The organism is Pseudomonas sp. LBUM1647 (assembly GCF_059716175.1).
The window spans coordinates 1572572-1589827 of sequence record NZ_CP166809.1 but is presented as its reverse complement, the minus strand read 5'-3'; the positions used below and the strand labels follow the sequence as shown (position 1 = coordinate 1589827).

The following is a 17256-nucleotide window of genomic DNA, read 5'->3' as shown; positions in this document are numbered from 1 at the left end:
AATTCGAGGCGTTTCCCCTTGCCAAAGGCAACGGTATGACCACTCCCACCCCCTCGGCCCCTGCTCCCGAGCGAAAGGCCCTGAGCCCCAGCACCCTGGACTTTCCGGTGGTGGGCATCGGTGCGTCGGCGGGCGGGCTGCAAGCGATCAAACTGTTCTTTGAAAACATGCCCCAGGACAATGGCATGGCGTTCGTGATCATTCTCCATCTGTCGCCCGACCACCAGAGCATCGCTGACAAGATCATCCAGGAATCGACCAAGATGCCGGTTCTGCAGGTGACCGAAACGGTGGCCATCGAGAAAAACCGGGTGTACGTCATTTCACCGGCGCAACGGCTGGCAATGAACGATGGCTTTCTGGAGATCAGCGCCACAGACCCGCGCGAAGGTCGCCACGCGTCCATCGATCTGTTCTTCCGTGACCTGGCCGATGTGCACCGCGAGCGCGCCTTCTGCCTGGTGTTGTCGGGCACCGGCTCGGACGGCGCTGTGGGCTTGTCACGGATCAAGGAACAAGGTGGCATCACACTGGTCCAGGCACCGGAAGACGCCGAATTCGATGGCATGCCTTGCGCCGCCATCGAAACCCACATGGTTGACCTGGTGCTGCCCGTAGTGGAAATGCCGCAAAAACTGCTGGAGCTATGGCGCAACTCCAGGGAAATCTGCTTGCCCACCGCCAACGATCCGGAACTGCAAACCATTGCTGCGGTGTCCGAGCGCGACGCAGCACTTGCCGAACAAGTGCTGCGCGACGTCCTGATTCAGTTGCGCACCGGCACCGGTCACGACTTCAAGCACTACAAACGCGCCACCGTGTTGCGCCGGATCGAACGCCGGATGCAGGTCACCGGACAGCCGGACCTGAGCGCCTACTACCATTATTTGCAAGCTAACCCCGAAGAAACCAAGGCGCTGCTGGGCGACATGCTGATCGGCGTGACCAACTTCTTCCGTGACAGGGAGGCTTTCGAAGCCCTCGAACGAGATGTTGTGCCGCAACTGGTCAGCGCTGTCGTGTCCGCACAACCCGAGAAAGAAGAAATCCGCGTCTGGTCCGCGGGCTGCTCCACGGGCGAGGAAGCCTACAGCCTGGCAATGCTGCTCAACGATCAATTGCAACTGGACGCCAGTGCGGCGTCGATGCAGCTGTTCGCCACCGACATCGACGAACGCGCCATCAGCGTCGGCCGGGCCGGCCTGTATCCACAAGCGATCATCACCGATGTACCACCCTCGCGGCTGCGCCACTACTTCATCAAGGAAGGCGATCACTATCGGATCCGCAAGGAAATCCGCGAAAAGGTCTTGTTCGCCAAGCACAGCCTGTTGTCCGACCCGCCCTTCTCGCAGATCGACCTGATTGTTTGCCGCAACCTGCTGATCTATCTGGACCGCGAAGTGCAACGCGAAATTCTCCAGATGTTCCACTTTGCCCTGCGTCCCGGCGGATTCCTGTTCCTCGGTTCTTCCGAGAGCGCGGACGCGTGCCCCGATTTGTTCGCCCCGGTGGATAAACGCAACCGGATCTTCCGCGCCAAGACCGGCACGGCCAACAGTCGGCGCACACCGACCATGCCGCGTGGCGGCTATGTGCGGACCAACACTTCTCAACAGGTCCCGCAAAGCAGCGCGCCACGCAAACTGTCGTTCGCCGATATCCATCAACGCGCCCTCGAACAGTCCGCACCACCGAGCGTGATCGTCGATGCCAACGCCGACATCCTGCACATGAGCGAGAGTGCCGGGCGATTCCTGCGTCATGTTGGCGGCGAATTGTCGCGCAACTTGCTGACGCTGATTCTTCCGGAACTGCGCCTGGAAATTCGCACTACGCTGTTCCAGGTCCAGCAGAGCGGCCTGCCGGTCAAGTCCCGCGAAGTGCCGATCAAGCGTGATGAGCGCAGTTACCTGATTGATCTGATCGCCCACCCTTATAAGGATGAAGAATCGGACGGCGAATACGTTCTGGTGATTTTCGAAGAAGTCGAGGTCGACCCTTCCGAACGTGCGGCCACCACCGTGCTACAGACCGAAAGCCAGGTGCTGTCCAACCTTGAGCGCGAACTGCAACGCACCAAGCTGCACTTGCAGGACACCATCGAACAATCGGAAGTCTCCAGCGAAGAGCTCAAGGCTTCCAACGAAGAAATGCAGGCGATCAACGAAGAACTGCGCTCGGCCACCGAAGAACTGGAGACCAGCAAGGAAGAGCTGCTGACGGTCAACTACGAGCTGAAAACCAAAGTCGAAGAAACCGACAAGATCAACGACTACCTGACCAACCTGATTGCCTCCACCGACATCGCCACTGTGTTTGTCGATCGCAGCATGCGCATCAAGTGGTTCACCCCACGCGCCACTGACATCTTCAGCATGTTGCCGGTGGATACCGGGCGCTCCTTGCTCGACATTACCCATCGCCTGCATTACGAGGACCTGGTCGCAGACGCGGCGCAGGTGTTCGATTCGTTGAACATGATCGAACGCGAAGTCAGCAGCACTGACAACCGCTGGTACATCGCCCGGCTGCTGCCCTATCGTTCCAGCGAAGACCACATCGACGGCACCGTGCTGACGTTCATCGACATCACCAAACGTCGGGCGGCTGAAGAAGAGCTGCGACTGGGCGAGGAACGTATGCGCCTGGTCGCTGAAAGCACTCGCGACTACGCCATCATCACCCTTGATGAGCAGGGCTTGATCACCACCTGGAACAAAGGTGCCGAATTGATCTTCGGCTACAGCAAGGCCGAGACCGAGGGCGCCTATTACGACTTCATTTTCTCGGCTGAAGATCGTGCGTCCGGCGTGCCTGAAAACGAACTGCAGTCGGTGCGCACCCATGGCCGCAGCGAAGACGAGCGCTGGCATCTGCGCAAGGACGGCAGCCGCTTCTTTTGCAGCGGCGAGGTGACCTTGCTCAGCGGCGACAATCTCAAGGGCTACGTCAAAATCGCTCGCGACCTGACCGGCCATAAACGCCAGCATGAAGAACAGAGCCAACAACTGGCCGAAACGCGCAACACCAATTACCTCAAGGATGAGTTCTTCGCGGTCATGTCCCACGAACTCAAGCATCCGTTGAACCTGATTCAGCTCAATGCAGAACTACTGCGTCGCTTGCCGGTGACCAAGTCGGTGGCGCCGGCCGCCAAGGCCGTCAACACCATCTGCGACGCCGTCAACAGCCAGACACGGATCATCGATGATCTGCTGGATGTTGCCCGGGTGCGCACCGGCAAACTCAAACTGAAACCCATCGCCGTGGATCTGGCCGGTGTGTTGCGCGACATTCATGCCGTCGTGCTAAGCGACCGACACGATGCCACCGTCAAACTGCTCGTGCCTTCAGGCGCCTTGATGGTCCACGCCGACCCGACACGCTTGGAGCAAATTATCTGGAACCTGGTAAATAACGCGCTGAAATTCACGCCCTCCAATGGCCACGTGCAATTGATCGCCAGCCAGGTTGGAAACATGGCGCGGCTGGACGTCAAAGACAACGGTGCCGGCATCGCACCCGAAAACCTCGATCACGTGTTCGACCTGTTCAGCCAGGCTGAAAAGCAGCACGTCAGCCACAACCGTGAAGGCCTGGGAATAGGCTTGTCACTGGTCCGCCAGTTGGCCGAAGCCCAACGGGGAACGGTTGAGGTGAACTCTGCCGGGGTGGGAACAGGCTGTACCTTCACGGTTTATCTGCCCTTGTCCCATATCAAAGATGAGCCGCAATCCCCGACTCAGGTCGAAGAATCCTCTGGCAGGCTGAGCGGTTTGACGATCCTTCTGGTCGACGACTCCGCCGATGTACTGGAAACCTTGAAAATGCTGCTGGAAATGGAAGACGCGCAAGTGATTGCGTTCGACCGTCCGGTGGCGGCTTTGGATGCCGCAAAAAGCACGCGCTTTGACCTGATCATTTCTGACTTGGGCATGCCGGTCATGAACGGCCACGAGCTGATAAGCGCATTGCGTCAGTTGCCGCTGGTCAAGGATGTGCCGGCCATTGCACTGACGGGCTATGGCGCCCTTAACGACATTCAAAAATCACGGCAATCGGGTTTTGACCAGCACATTGGAAAACCGGTGTCCTACGATGAGCTGATCGAAACCATTGAGAGTCTGCGACGCTCCTAGACCTGAGACAGGGTCAGCGCAGATAGGCGCGTTGTACGCAGGCTCGTCGATCGATGGCCTGCCTGAGCCGCTCCTTGTGATCAGCCCAGACCTTAGGATCGACTTTGGTTGAGCGCATCAGCGCCAGCATGGCTGCCTTGGCGGCCAGGTACTCCGACCAGGCATCGTCGGACCTGAGTTTCAAAGACTCGCGCTCGGTCATTTCCATCCGCCGCAGGGCCAGTTCCGACTCATCGGTAATCACCGGACTCAAGGTCAACTGCACCCGGTGCGGCGCGACGAACTCCAGGGTGTCTGCGACAATCTCCCTCGCTCGCTGAGCGCCCCACTTCAAGGCCACGCAGTAATGCTCACCGACGTGCCGGTCATGAACCTCCTCGCCAACAGCCCAGCCATTGGTGCCGTAGACACCTATAAATACCTGGGCAATCCCCTCATGACTGACCCGTGCCTGCACCTCGATGTGCAGCCCATTACTGAGTACCTCTTCATGCGTATGGAGGGGTAACTGCGTGTTGGTCCATAACCAGAATTTTGTGCCTCTACGCCGCATCGACGTCGCTCCATGAGTTGTGTCTGGAGTAAGGCACAGCAATGACTGACTTTCCATGTAGGTCGTCGGGTGATTACACGTAAAAAAGCCCCGCAGGACAGACAATGTCTGGCGGGGCTATTTCATGCCTCAAACGATTTTCGATGTCGCACTCCTGAAGCTGCGGCGGCTACCATGGCGATTGCACTAATCCCATAAATTCAAGGCACTTCTACTGTGTACATCAAAGGACGCTACATGTTGTCCGCTTGTGCCCTGCTATTGACCCAGCAGGCACTGGCGACTGGAATGGACTGTACAAAAGCAGCAAGTCCCGTTGAAAAGACCCTTTGTGCGAATACAGATCTGTACGGGCTGGATACCCAAATGGGATCGACTTACCGCGAGTTGATCGACGCCATCCCCCAGGCACAGCCCGAATTGCGCAAAGCGCAGCGTATCTGGCTGAAAACCCGCGATCAGTGCGCAGAAAACATAGAGTGCCTCGACCAGAGCTACCGCGAGCGCCTGCGGTCATTACAAGCGCAACGCAGTGTAGCCGTCGCCTATAAACCTGTGCTGGAAGACCTGCGACAATCCATTCAAGCAGCCAGTCATGGCGCTGCAGAGTTTCCGTTAGAGAAGGTACTCGACGGCCTCGCGATCAAAACGGGCACCAGCACCTTTTCAGACGTCGCGGATGACGACAGCTCCTCCGACGAAACTCACTTTCCAAAGACCACCCCAAAGGGCGTCACACAGGACGAATGGCGGGCTCTGAGCGCTTCTAAAATTGAGGCGGCTGGCGAGTCCGGTAACAGCTCGTACACCTTGATGGACCTGGACGGCGATGGACTGCGGGATCTTGTCGTCGATACTTACACCGGTGGCACGGGGTTGTTTTCTTATGTGGAAACGTATCGCCGCACTGGGGAGATTTTCGTCAGAAGGACAGCTGTTTTCGACCCTGAAACAAGCTCTGGCAGCGCTCTTTTCTCTATCAATGATCGCGGCGCGAACCAATCAGTCGACTGGATAAAAGTGCGTGACAACGTTTATGCAGCCTACCGAAACAGCTACTACGGTGAGGACCACCTCTACCTCCTCAATCCGCTGAAGCTTAACGACGTAGTCCCCACAGTGATCGTTAACTACCGCTATCAGCTGTCTATCCCCAAGACTCAAAAAGACGAAGGCAGTGGCGCTACCACTACCTTGAGCCCTGCCCTACACAAAACGCTCACTCAAGCATTGAGCAACGTGAGCAAAACCGAAGCCAAAGACATTGGCGACCATCGCCAACCCCTTTGCCCCATCCCCCCGAACGGAGAAGGTGAAGGTGCTTATTACGGTTTCGGCCCGGGACATTACACGTTCGAAATCGTCGGCGACACAGGTGTCGTGATCGGTAACGAGTGCTTTATCGGGAGAATGATGGATTGGTTTGGAGGCTACAGCGCCAGGCATGGGCTATCTGCGCAACTTGTACTGCGCAGACCTGATTTCGAGGGTGTCGAACGTAGTTATCAGGTCAATGGACGACGGCGAATGACCGAGGCGAGTATTTCGATTGGCAAAGTCGAAGGGGACAATCTCAACTAGCCGCGACAACAGAATCAAAAAAGCCCCGCCGGAGAACTGCCCGGCGGGGCTTTTTTGCCTCTTGGTGCTACCTGCTGACGAGGAGAACATGCCCTGTCAGAAGGTGACCGAAGAGGTACGAATTAATGGTGTCCCAGGGCAGGTTCGAACTGCCAACCTTCCCCTTAGGAGGGGGATGCTCTATCCAATTGAGCTACTGAGACACAGATCGACCACAAAGAAACGCGGTGCGATGGACGGCGTGCATGTTAACGGGCAGGCCCGCTTTTGTCATGTCGTCCGTTGGGCTTTTTAAGTGTAGGCAGACGCCTCGCAGAAGCGTGGCTTTGTTTACCGTGCAAATTGCATCACCGCAAAATGCCATCATTGCAAAATGCAATGCAGGCACTTCGGTGAAATATCTTAATTCATTGTTTTTAAAGGATTTAATTACCGTTAGACTCTTGGCATGCGGGCTGCTTTAGCTGTTCTCGAAGAACATCAGAGGCAAGCTTCATGAACAGCACTCTTTTACTCGCGAACGCGATCGCTCTGGCGGTTCTGTTGGGTTTTCATTTTGTCCCCGAGAGCGGTGTAGAGCTGGTTGCTCAGCGCATGCCTCATTACCTTCAGGTGCAAAGAGCACCTCAACTGGCGGTTATGAGCGACAAGCGCAGCTTTGTCAGCCAAGAGGTGAGCCAGGAGGGCATTTTGCTGCCGGCTCAGTCTTCAGAACGTTTGGTATTTTGAATCACCCCATCAGGAGCACCGCATGTCCAAATCAGCCGCAGGGTTTTTCATCCTCGCCTTACTGAGCGGCATTCTTCATCTGTCAGTGGTCCAGGATACGGTCCTCACCCTGCCTTTGATCGCCAGCAGCGTGTTCGGTGCGCTGTTTGTGCTGGCGCTGATTGCCGGGCGCAAAATCAAGTTCGATCCGGTACTGCGTTAATCCTCAACAGATCCAGCAGATTGGCAACTGTGGTGGTCAGTTCACCTGAATTGTCGAGTCGATGGATCCGCGTATCTCCGTTTGAACCCTCTGCCGTGAATAACCCATTGCGATGCAGCCTTGCTTCAATCTCCGCAAAACTCTCGCGACCACGGCGCAGCAGGCGCTCTCGCAGGACCTCATCCTTGACCGTCAAAAGAACCGCCAACAGCGTTGGATACCGGTGCAGCGCCTGAGCCAGATGGCCGCGAGAACCGTTGACCAAGACATGCCGACCGTCATTGAGCCATTGATCTATTTCGATCGGAATACCGTAATCCAGGCCATTGGCGTTCCAGCACAGCGCGAAATCGCCCTCGACTCTGTGTTGCTCAAACTCTTCCCGGGAAACGCCAATCGCATCTTCGCCCACTGATTCGGCCGAACGCGTGATGACCCGACGCACCACTTCACAATTGAGCGTCTGCAACGGCTCTCGAGCGGCTTCGATGAGACTGTCCTTGCCGGACCCAGAAGGCCCCATCAAGTAAATCAGCCTGCCATCCATCTTGAAATCACCTTGCACTGCATGTCTTCCCCTAGTAAATCGGCCAATTGCCACTATCCTGTACAAGTAAGGAACACTGATCGAATCTGCACAGCATGCGCCTTCAGGCGTCCCAGGACATCACCTGTCGGGCAAGAGGAGGCGGTCAGTAATACGGACCAGCGCAAACTTTTCAAACCAGTCCGCATTTCTGATAATTGGTGCTGGCATAACGCCTTTATCCAGTTCAATATTTGTCACAGAATTGACGCCAACGAACTGGCTACTTTGAGGCATGATGCGAGCCTTTATCAATTCAGGTTGAACATTTGGCCAGACCGCTTGTCCTATCAGACATCCTGCGGCCAATCCCGAGAACCGCTCCCCTGAACTAACCGGTTAAATATATGCGCCCATTGAAACAGGCAATTTATTCCAGCCGTACGGCTGACAAGTTCGTCGTACGTCTGCCAGACGGAATGCGTGAACGCATTGCCGAGGTGGCTCGCAATCATCATCGCAGCATGAACTCCGAAATCATCGCGCGCCTTGAGCAAAGCCTTATTCAGGAAGGCGCATTGGGCGAAGAATTGAGCATGCGCCTGGACAGCCCGGAGCTGTCATTGCACGAACGTGAACTGCTGCAACGCTTCCGCCAACTCTCCCACCGTCAGCAGAACGCTCTTGTTTCGCTGATTGCGCATGATGCCGAAATGGCCGCAGACGCTTCCTGATTTCATCCGAAAGTTCAAGCCAGCTTAATCGCTGGCTTTTTTTTGCCTGAAATTCGGGCATAAAAAACCCGCCGATTGGCGGGTTTCTGATGTCGATAAGTCAGAGCAGGAAGATCGTCGCCAACCCGAGAAAGATGAAGAACCCGCCGCTGTCCGTCATGGCGGTGATCATCACACTGGCACCCATCGCTGGATCGCGCCCAAGCCGCGCCAGAGTCATGGGAATCAATACCCCCGCCAATGCCGCCAGCAACAGGTTGAGCGTCATGGCAGCGGTCATCACTACCCCCAGAGACCAACTGCCATACAGCAGATAGGCGACGACGCCGATCACACCGCCCCACACCAAACCATTGATCAAGCCTACCGCCAACTCCTTGCGCATCAGGCGCGAAGTATTGCCGGTGCTGACCTGATCCAGCGCCATGGCCCGTACGATCATGGTGATCGTCTGGTTACCCGAGTTACCACCGATACCCGCCACGATCGGCATCAGTGCCGCCAACGCCACCAATTTCTCGATGGAGCCTTCGAAAAGACCAATCACCCGGGATGCGATAAACGCGGTGATCAGATTCACGGCCAGCCAGGCCCAACGGTTACGTAGGGATTTCCAGACTGACGCAAAAATATCTTCTTCTTCGCGCAGACCCGCCATGTTGAGAACTTCGTTTTCGCTCTCTTCACGAATCAGGTCGACCATTTCATCGATGGTCAGACGGCCGATCAGCTTGCCGTTCTTGTCGACCACAGGCGCCGAGACCAAGTCGTAACGCTCAAACGCCTGAGCAGCGTCATAGGCGTCTTCGTCCGGGTGAAAACTCACCGGGTCGCTGGCCATGACGTCGGAAACCTGTTTTTCCGGATCGTTTACCAGCAAACGCTTGATTGGCAGCACGCCCTTGAGCACACCGTCGTAATCGACCACGAACAATTTGTCCGTGTGGCTGGGCAGCTCTTTGAGGCGGCGCAGGTAACGCAAAACCACTTCGAGACTGACGTCCTCACGGATCGTCACCATCTCGAAGTCCATCAGCGCACCGACCTGATCCTCGTCGTAGGACAACGCAGAGCGTACGCGCTCTCGCTGCTGACCATCGAGGGTTTCCATCAGCTCGTGGACGACGTCGCGCGGCAGCTCGGAGGCCAGGTCAGCAAGTTCGTCGGCGTCCATGTCCTTGGCCGCAGCCAGGAGCTCGTGATCGTCCATATCGGCGATCAGCGTTTCACGAACAGAATCGGATACTTCGAGCAGAATGTCGCCGTCGCGATCGGCCTTGACCAATTGCCAGAGCGTCAGACGATCGCCCAGCGGTAAGGCTTCAAGGATGTAGGCGACGTCGGCGGAGTGCAGATCATCGAGCTTGCGTTGCAACTCGACGAGGTTTTGCCGGTGAACCAGGTTCTCGACCCGGTCGTGATGCGGACCTTCCTGGCGATGAGTCAGGTCTTCGACCACCCGCTGACGCTGCAGCAGCTCAACAACTTGAGCGAGGCGGTCCTGCAAGCTTTCCTGCGTTTTCTTTACTTCAACTTCAGACATAGGCGAACTCCACTCCCAGCAGCGGGGCACGCCGGAAGGATCAATCAGTCAATTCATGATTGGAAAAACGGGGTACTGAGTAACTACTGGGTAAGTCCATGGAGGTATTCCACAAGCCCCGGCGGGGCTGACGGGCGCAATGATACACCGCCCGACGGTTTTAAACGTTAAAAAATCGTGGCTGAAACAAGCGGTTGCAAGACAAAGCTGAGTGCAGTCCTGATCTCTAAAACTGCGACGACTCATTCTGAAAAGAAAACACACCACAGCTGAAAAACGTAACGACTACCCTTGAGTTGGACCGTCACGGAGGACGTTTAATGCCATCCAATGCATTTTGTTTTTTGTTGATCACCCTGCTCTGCCCGTCGCCCTGGGCGCTTGCCACGACCGTTCACCGCTGCGAGGCGGCCGACGGGCGCATTACCTTCACTACGTTGAGCTGCAAGGCCGGAGACAGCCTTTCGCTTCAGGATGTCCGCACCTTCACCCTGGGCAGCGTGACCGCTCTCATGCCGGAAGCCGAGAATCGCGAAACATCAGGCATGAAAATCAAAAGGAGAGACCCGACTGTCGTCGGCAAGACCGAGGACAAATGTGGAAACCTCATCAGCGCCAGAGAGCGCCGCGAAGCGATCATCAATCAGCGGGTTGTCGCCGGCATGAGTCAGCAGGACGTCGAGAGCGCCCTTGGCAAGCCAGACAAGATCAGTATTCGCAATTCAGCCACGAGCTACCGTTACAACACCCAGCGAGGTCGTAGCGCACACGTCGAGTTCGATGAGAGAGGATGCACCAAAGGAAAAGCCAAATCCCAGACGGCAAAAAGCCCGCGTTAAACGCGGGCTTTTTGGTGTTTGGTGCACTCGACAGGATTCGAACCTGTGACCGCTCGGTTCGTAGCCGAGTACTCTATCCAGCTGAGCTACGAGTGCATTTGTGTTTTTATACCAGATCACAACTGGTTGAAGCCAAGTCATTCACATTACTGCAAACAACTCTTAAATGGTGCACTCGACAGGATTCGAACCTGTGACCGCTCGGTTCGTAGCCGAGTACTCTATCCAGCTGAGCTACGAGTGCATTTGTTGCCGCGCATTATAGGCCGTTTAATCTCTATGTAAAGCACTTTTTCTAGTAATTTCAAACACTTACCGAAGAAGCTAGATTACAACGTACTACGCAAATAATGGCGGAGAACGGGGGATTCGAACCCCCGACACCCTTTTGAGGTGTACTCCCTTAGCAGGGGAGCGCCTTCGGCCACTCGGCCAGCTCTCCGCAACACGGGGCGTATATTAACCAGCTTCTTCCCCGTTTGCAAACATAAAAAACGATAAAAATTAATGGCTTGGTTCTTCGTCCTTCTCTTTCTTTATACGCAGGTAAATTTCCTCACGGTGGACCGCAACCTCTTTCGGGGCGTTGACACCGATACGCACTTGATTTCCTTTGACGCCGAGCACGGTCACGGTGATTTCGCCATCACCAATAATCAGGCTTTCTGCGCACCGACGAGTCAGAATCAGCATACCTTTCTCCTCACGCATTTCATTTCAGGGACAACAGTCTGCAAAAAAAAGGCACTCGACCTACAACCTGAACGATCGCAGCCCTACATGCCTGAGTATTGACTAGCGCGAGCAAAAGAACAGCCTCGAGTCGCGCCATTCAAAAAAACAAAAGGGCGCGGTCAGACCGCGCCCTTCGGTTAACGCATCACTCGCCCTGACGGGCCGGTGCGTCCAGTTCGAAAGCCGTGTGCAGAGCGCGCACAGCCAGTTCCAGATACTTCTCTTCGATCACTACGGAGACTTTGATCTCCGAAGTCGAGATCATCTGGATGTTGATGCTTTCCTTGGCCAGGGATTCGAACATGCGGCTGGCCACGCCTGCGTGGGAGCGCATGCCGACACCGACGATCGACACCTTGGCAATCTTGATATCGCCAACGACTTCACGGGCACCGATCTCGCGAGCGGTGTTTTCCAGCACGGTTTGCGCGGCCTGGAAGTCATTGCGGTGCACGGTGAAGGTGAAGTCGGTGGTGTTATCGTGCGCAACGTTCTGCACGATCATGTCGACTTCGATGTTCGCGCCGCTGATCGGGCCGAGAATCTTGAACGCAACGCCCGGGGTGTCTGGCACGCCACGGATGGTCAGCTTGGCTTCATCGCGGTTGAAAGCGATGCCGGAAATGATCGGCTGTTCCATGGTTTCCTCTTCATCAATAGTAATGAGGGTGCCCGGACCCTCCTTGAAGCTGTGCAGTACGCGCAGCGGAACGTTGTACTTGCCGGCGAATTCCACGGCACGGATCTGCAACACCTTGGAACCGAGGCTGGCCATTTCCAGCATCTCTTCGAAGGTAATCTTGTCCAGGCGCTGAGCCACGGACACCACACGCGGGTCGGTGGTATAGACGCCGTCGACATCGGTGTAGATCTGGCATTCGTCAGCCTTCAAGGCTGCCGCCAGCGCCACGCCGGTGGTGTCGGAACCGCCACGACCGAGGGTGGTGATGTTGCCGTGCTCGTCGACGCCCTGGAAACCGGCGACAACAACCACACGACCGGCCTTCAGGTCGCCACGAATCTTCTGTTCATCAATCTGCAAGATACGCGCTTTATTGTGAGCGCTGTCCGTCAGAATCCGCACCTGACTGCCTGTGTAAGACACCGCAGGCACGCCGCGCTTGATCAGCGCCATGGCCAACAGTGCAATCGTCACCTGCTCACCGGTGGAGACGATCACGTCCAGCTCACGCGGAACCGGTTGGCCGTCGCCACTGATTTGCTTGGCCAGATCGATCAGACGGTTGGTTTCGCCGCTCATTGCAGACAGCACAACCACCAGGTCATCGCCGGCATCGCGGAATTTCTTAACCTTGTCGGCGACCTGCTCGATTCTCTCGACAGTGCCGACCGAGGTGCCTCCAAATTTCTGTACGATCAAAGCCATTTCAAAGCCGCCTCTGCCCATGAAGGGCGCCCAAATAATCACTCAAACAGCATTCTGGCCCGCCACTAGACTGCGGGCCGGACACACTGCCTTATAAACCCTGCTCTACAAATGGAACAGTCAGGGCCAATGCCGCATCCAGTGCGCCAGCGTCAGTACCACCGCCTTGCGCCATGTCTGGACGACCACCGCCCTTCCCGCCCACTGCCGCAGCGGCTTGCTTCATCAAATCACCGGCTTTGAGTTGGCCAGTCAGGTCTTTGGTTACGCCTGCAACCAGAACGACCTTTTCCTCATGGACACTGCCGAGCAGGATCACTGCGCGGCCGAGTTTGTTTTTCAGTTGATCGACCAGCGCCAGCAGCGCCTTGCCGTCCTGACCGTCCAGACGCACGGCCAGCACTTTCACGCCTTTGACATCCAGAGCAGAAGCCGACAGATCGTCGCCCGCCGCGCTGGCAGCCTTGGCCTGCAACTGCTCGAGTTGCTTCTCCAGCAGACGGTTGCGCTCCAGCACAGCCGACAGCTTGTCGATCAGGTTGTCGCGGCTACCCTTGACCAGATTGGCCGCTTCCTTGAGTTGTTCTTCAGCAGCGTTCAAGTATGCCAGCGCCGCGGCGCCGGTGACCGCTTCGATACGACGCACGCCGGAGGCCACACCGCCTTCGCTGATAATCTTCAACAAGCCGATGTCGCCGGTACGGTTGGCGTGGATACCGCCGCACAGCTCGACGGAGAAATCACCGCCCATGCTCAGTACGCGCACATTGTCGCCGTACTTCTCGCCGAACAGCGCCATCGCGCCCTTCTGCTTGGCGGTTTCGATATCGGTTTCTTCGGTTTCAACTTCGGAGTTCTTGCGAATCTCGGCGTTGACGATGTCTTCCAGCGCCTTCAGCTGCTCAGGCTTGATGGCTTCAAAGTGGCTGAAGTCGAAGCGCAGGCGCTGACTGTCGACCAACGAGCCTTTCTGCTGAACGTGTTCGCCCAACACCTGACGCAATGCCGCGTGCAGCAAGTGAGTCGCCGAGTGGTTCAACGAAGTCGCATGACGCACTTCAGCATCAACATGAGTTTCTACCGGCGCGCCGATGGTCAGGCTGCCCGACGCCAGCACGCCGTGATGCAAGAATGCGCCACCGGTTTTGGTGGTGTCGCGTACGTCAAAGCGTGCATTGCCGACCTGAAGGTAACCGCAGTCGCCAATCTGACCGCCGGATTCAGCGTAGAACGGCGTCTGGTTCAGTACAACCACACCCTCTTCCCCTTCACTGAGCACGTCGACCGACTGGCCATCTTTATAGAGGCCAACGACTTTCGCCGAACCTTTAGTCGCTTCATAGCCGGTGAATTCGGTGGCCACATCAACCTTGACCAGGCTGTTGTAGTCCATGCCGAAGGAGCTGGCGGAACGGGCACGGACGCGCTGGGCTTCCATTTCGCGCTCGAAGCCTTCTTCGTCGATGGTCAGGCTGCGTTCGCGAGCGATGTCGCCGGTCAGGTCCATCGGGAAACCGTAGGTGTCGTACAACTTGAACACTACGTCGCCCGGCACCACGTCGCCTTTGAGATCGGCCAGATCCTGCTCGAGGATTTTCAGGCCCTGCTCCAGGGTCTTGGCGAACTGCTCTTCTTCAGCTTTCAGTACGCGCTCAATGTGCGCCTGCTGGGATTTCAGCTCAGGGAAGGCTTCGCCCATCTCGGCGACCAGTGCCGCAACGATCTGGTAGAAGAAGCTGCCCTTGGCGCCCAGCTTGTTGCCGTGACGGCAGGCGCGACGAATGATCCGGCGCAGCACGTAGCCGCGGCCTTCATTGGACGGCAGCACACCGTCGGCAATCAGGAAACCGCACGAGCGAATGTGGTCGGCGACGACTTTCAGGGACGCCTGATTGTCGTTGGTGCAACCGATGGCCTTGGCCGATGCACTCAACAGACTCTGGAACAGGTCGATTTCATAGTTCGAGTGAACGTGTTGCAGCACGGCGCTGATCCGCTCCAGGCCCATGCCGGTATCGACCGACGGCGCTGGCAGCGGGTGCAACACGCCATCGGCGGTGCGGTTGAACTGCATGAACACGTTGTTCCAGATTTCAATGTAACGGTCGCCATCTTCTTCCGGCGAGCCCGGCGGGCCGCCCCAGATGTCGGCGCCGTGATCGTAGAAAATCTCGGTGCAAGGACCGCACGGGCCGGTATCGCCCATGGTCCAGAAGTTGTCGGACGCGTACGGCGCGCCTTTGTTGTCGCCGATACGAACCATGCGCTCTGCCGGAACACCGATTTCCTTGGTCCAGATGTCGTAGGCCTCGTCATCGCTGGCGTAGACGGTGACCCAGAGCTTTTCTTTCGGCAGGTTCAGCCACTGGTCGGACGTCAGGAAGTTCCAGGCGTAGGTGATCGCATCGCGCTTGAAGTAATCACCGAAGCTGAAGTTACCCAGCATTTCGAAGAATGTGTGGTGACGGGCGGTATAACCGACGTTTTCCAGGTCGTTGTGCTTGCCGCCGGCGCGCACGCATTTCTGGCTGCTGACCGCGCGGGTGTACGCGCGTTTTTCCTGGCCCAGGAAGCAGTCCTTGAACTGGTTCATCCCCGCGTTAGTGAACAGCAGGGTTGGGTCGTTGCCCGGAATCAAAGAGCTGGAGGCTACACGGGTGTGGCCTTGCTCTTCGAAGAAGCGAAGGAAGGCTTCACGGATTTCTGCGCTTTTCATTAGGTTCTTCCACGGAGGCTGCGGCCAAAGGCCTGTGCGAAACGTCAACAGACGAAGCGACGGCAAAGGGCCGCATTATATCGGCCCAGCGCGCGGGGTACAGCGTGTTTATACGATAGAAACGGTCAATTGGACCGCTAACGCTATCAGTTACGAGAAAACTCGACGAATGTCGCGACGACCTGCTCGATTTGTGCGCGGCTGACGTCCATGTGCGTGACCATCCGCAGGCGGCCAGCAGCGCTGAGCTTGATCCCGCGTTCGGCGGCAAACGCTTTGATGGCCTCAGCCTTGTCGCCCATCTGCACGTAAACCATGTTGGTCTGCACCGGCTCTACTTCGTAACCCGCAGCTCGCAAGCCTTCGGCCAGCAACTGCGAATTGGCGTGGTCATCAGCCAGACGCTGAACGTTGTTATCCAGCGCGTATAAACCCGCCGCTGCCAGAATCCCGGCCTGGCGCATGCCGCCGCCGACCATCTTGCGCAGACGCCGCGCCTTGCCGATCAACTCGACCGAACCACACAGCACCGAACCGATCGGCGCGCCCAGGCCCTTGGACAGGCAGACCGAGACGGAATCGAAATACTGAGTGATCTCACGGGCATCGACACCCAGCTTGACCGCCGCGTTGTACAGCCGCGCGCCGTCCAAGTGCAGCTGCAACCCATGTTCACGGGTAAAGCTTCGAGCCCGCGCCAGATACTCCAGCGGCAAAACCTTGCCCTGCATGGTGTTTTCCAGCGCCAGCAAACGGGTGCGGGCGAAGTGGAAGTCATCCGGTTTGATCGCCGCCGCGACGTGCGCCAGGTCCAGCGAGCCGTCGGCCTGCACTTCCAGTGGCTGCGGCTGGATCGAGCCGAGCACCGCCGCGCCGCCACCTTCGTACTTATACGTGTGCGCCTGCTGGCCGACGATGTATTCGTCACCGCGTTCGCAGTGGGTCATCAAGCCCAGCAGATTGCTCATGGTGCCCGTCGGAACAAACAGCGCCGCAGCAAAACCCAACCGATTTGCAAGCTCGGTTTCCAGACGATTGACCGTCGGATCTTCGCCGTAAACGTCGTCACCGGTGGCCGCAGTGGCCATCGCGTCGAGCATCCCTGCGGTCGGTTGGGTGACGGTGTCGCTGCGAAGATCGATAACGCTCATGAATCTGGCCTCGGTAAGCAGGGAAAATCCCTTTCAGTCAGGAATTACTGCGGTCATGCCGATGAATAATCAACCCTTGAGTAGGAAAAGGCTTCTAGAACCGACGAAAAAGTCGATAGCAATCATCAGATAGCAGCAATGCACAGGTGAGAAATATGTGTTAAAAACGCTTCGCCGCCAAACAATCTGGCGGCAAAACGTTCTCAGGGCGGGGTGCAACTCCCCACCGGCGGTAATTGCGCGCAATGCGCATAGCCCGCGAGCGCTTGGCGACAGGCACGGCAATGGCTGTGATGTTGGCAAGGTCAGCAGACCCGGTGTGATCCCGGGGCCGACGGTCATAGTCCGGATGAAGAGAGAACGGGATTGGCGCCAAAGGGCCGTCCGCAGGCATTCGTGCGAGCGTGCGTACCCTTAA

At 57.0% G+C, this 17256-nt stretch carries 13 protein-coding genes, 4 tRNA genes and 1 riboswitch; of the genes, 6 read left to right on the top strand and 11 right to left on the bottom strand.

The features are described from left to right. Positions 1-35 precede the first annotated feature (35 nt). Positions 36-4142: a CheR family methyltransferase gene (locus ACA059_RS07150; RefSeq protein WP_497633236.1), complete on the top strand. Its 4107-nt coding sequence runs from the start codon at positions 36-38 to the stop codon at positions 4140-4142. 13 nt (positions 4143-4155) lie between these two features. Here the strand turns inward: ACA059_RS07150 and ACA059_RS07145 are convergent, their stop codons facing one another. Continuing rightward, on the bottom strand, positions 4156-4695 hold the full coding sequence (locus ACA059_RS07145; RefSeq protein ID WP_497633235.1) for a hypothetical protein: 540 nt from the start codon (positions 4693-4695) through the stop codon (positions 4156-4158). A gap of 237 nt (positions 4696-4932) precedes the next feature. Here ACA059_RS07145 and ACA059_RS07140 point away from each other — a divergent pair, with 237 nt between their 5' ends. After that, positions 4933-6276 carry a lysozyme inhibitor LprI family protein gene (locus ACA059_RS07140; RefSeq protein WP_497633234.1) on the top strand — a complete coding sequence of 448 codons (1344 nt, stop codon included), beginning with the start codon at positions 4933-4935 and terminating at the stop codon, positions 6274-6276. Between the two features lie 126 nt (positions 6277-6402). On the opposite strand, the gene ACA059_RS07135 is transcribed toward ACA059_RS07140, so the two are convergent. Then, positions 6403-6479: transfer RNA gene (locus tag ACA059_RS07135), tRNA-Arg, on the bottom strand. A gap of 292 nt (positions 6480-6771) precedes the next feature. Here ACA059_RS07135 and ACA059_RS07130 point away from each other — a divergent pair. Together ACA059_RS07130 and ACA059_RS07125 are read left to right on the top strand one after the other, a co-directional pair. Beyond that, the gene (locus tag ACA059_RS07130) at positions 6772-7005 is read left to right on the top strand and encodes a hypothetical protein (protein WP_497633233.1); all 234 of its coding nucleotides are present in this window, start codon (positions 6772-6774) and stop codon (positions 7003-7005) included. A gap of 22 nt (positions 7006-7027) precedes the next feature. Next, positions 7028-7207: a PA3371 family protein gene (locus tag ACA059_RS07125; RefSeq protein WP_497633232.1), complete on the top strand. Its 180-nt coding sequence runs from the start codon at positions 7028-7030 to the stop codon at positions 7205-7207. Here ACA059_RS07125 and phnN read toward each other — a convergent pair. Continuing rightward, positions 7182-7754, bottom strand: coding sequence for a phosphonate metabolism protein/1,5-bisphosphokinase (PRPP-forming) PhnN (gene phnN / locus ACA059_RS07120; protein WP_497634633.1), 573 nt, complete (start codon positions 7752-7754; stop codon positions 7182-7184). The genes ACA059_RS07125 and phnN overlap by 26 nt on opposite strands. Before the next feature lie 386 nt (positions 7755-8140). Here phnN and ACA059_RS07115 point away from each other — a divergent pair, with 386 nt between their 5' ends. Then, complete coding sequence (locus ACA059_RS07115; protein ID WP_003178899.1) at positions 8141-8467, top strand: Arc family DNA-binding protein; 327 nt, start codon at positions 8141-8143, stop codon at positions 8465-8467. Positions 8468-8567: 100 nt separating this feature from the next. Here the strand turns inward: ACA059_RS07115 and mgtE are convergent, their stop codons facing one another. Next, the gene (mgtE, locus tag ACA059_RS07110) at positions 8568-10010 is read right to left on the bottom strand and encodes a magnesium transporter (RefSeq protein ID WP_497633231.1); all 1443 of its coding nucleotides are present in this window, start codon (positions 10008-10010) and stop codon (positions 8568-8570) included. Positions 10011-10330: 320 nt separating this feature from the next. Here mgtE and ACA059_RS07105 point away from each other — a divergent pair, with 320 nt between their 5' ends. Next, the gene (locus ACA059_RS07105; RefSeq protein ID WP_497633230.1) at positions 10331-10849 is read left to right on the top strand and encodes a cell envelope protein SmpA; all 519 of its coding nucleotides are present in this window, start codon (positions 10331-10333) and stop codon (positions 10847-10849) included. Positions 10850-10868: 19 nt separating this feature from the next. Here the strand turns inward: ACA059_RS07105 and ACA059_RS07100 are convergent. From ACA059_RS07100 to ltaE, 7 genes are all read right to left on the bottom strand, one after another. Beyond that, a tRNA-Arg gene (locus ACA059_RS07100) sits at positions 10869-10945 on the bottom strand. Positions 10946-11016: 71 nt separating this feature from the next. Further along, a tRNA-Arg gene (locus tag ACA059_RS07095) sits at positions 11017-11093 on the bottom strand. 107 nt (positions 11094-11200) lie between these two features. Further along, a tRNA-Ser gene (locus ACA059_RS07090) sits at positions 11201-11291 on the bottom strand. 62 nt (positions 11292-11353) lie between these two features. Further along, positions 11354-11542, bottom strand: coding sequence for a carbon storage regulator CsrA (gene csrA / locus ACA059_RS07085; RefSeq protein WP_002554426.1), 189 nt, complete (start codon positions 11540-11542; stop codon positions 11354-11356). Between the two features lie 187 nt (positions 11543-11729). Beyond that, positions 11730-12971 carry an aspartate kinase gene (locus ACA059_RS07080; protein ID WP_497633229.1) on the bottom strand — a complete coding sequence of 414 codons (1242 nt, stop codon included), beginning with the start codon at positions 12969-12971 and terminating at the stop codon, positions 11730-11732. A 91-nt stretch (positions 12972-13062) separates the two neighbouring features. After that, positions 13063-15687, bottom strand: a complete 2625-nt coding sequence (gene alaS / locus ACA059_RS07075) for an alanine--tRNA ligase (protein WP_497633228.1) — start codon at positions 15685-15687, stop codon at positions 13063-13065. A gap of 146 nt (positions 15688-15833) precedes the next feature. Then, on the bottom strand, positions 15834-16838 hold the full coding sequence (gene ltaE, locus ACA059_RS07070) for a low-specificity L-threonine aldolase (protein WP_497633227.1): 1005 nt from the start codon (positions 16836-16838) through the stop codon (positions 15834-15836). A 195-nt stretch (positions 16839-17033) separates the two neighbouring features. Further along, positions 17034-17204, top strand: a riboswitch (FMN riboswitch). Positions 17205-17256 lie beyond the last annotated feature (52 nt).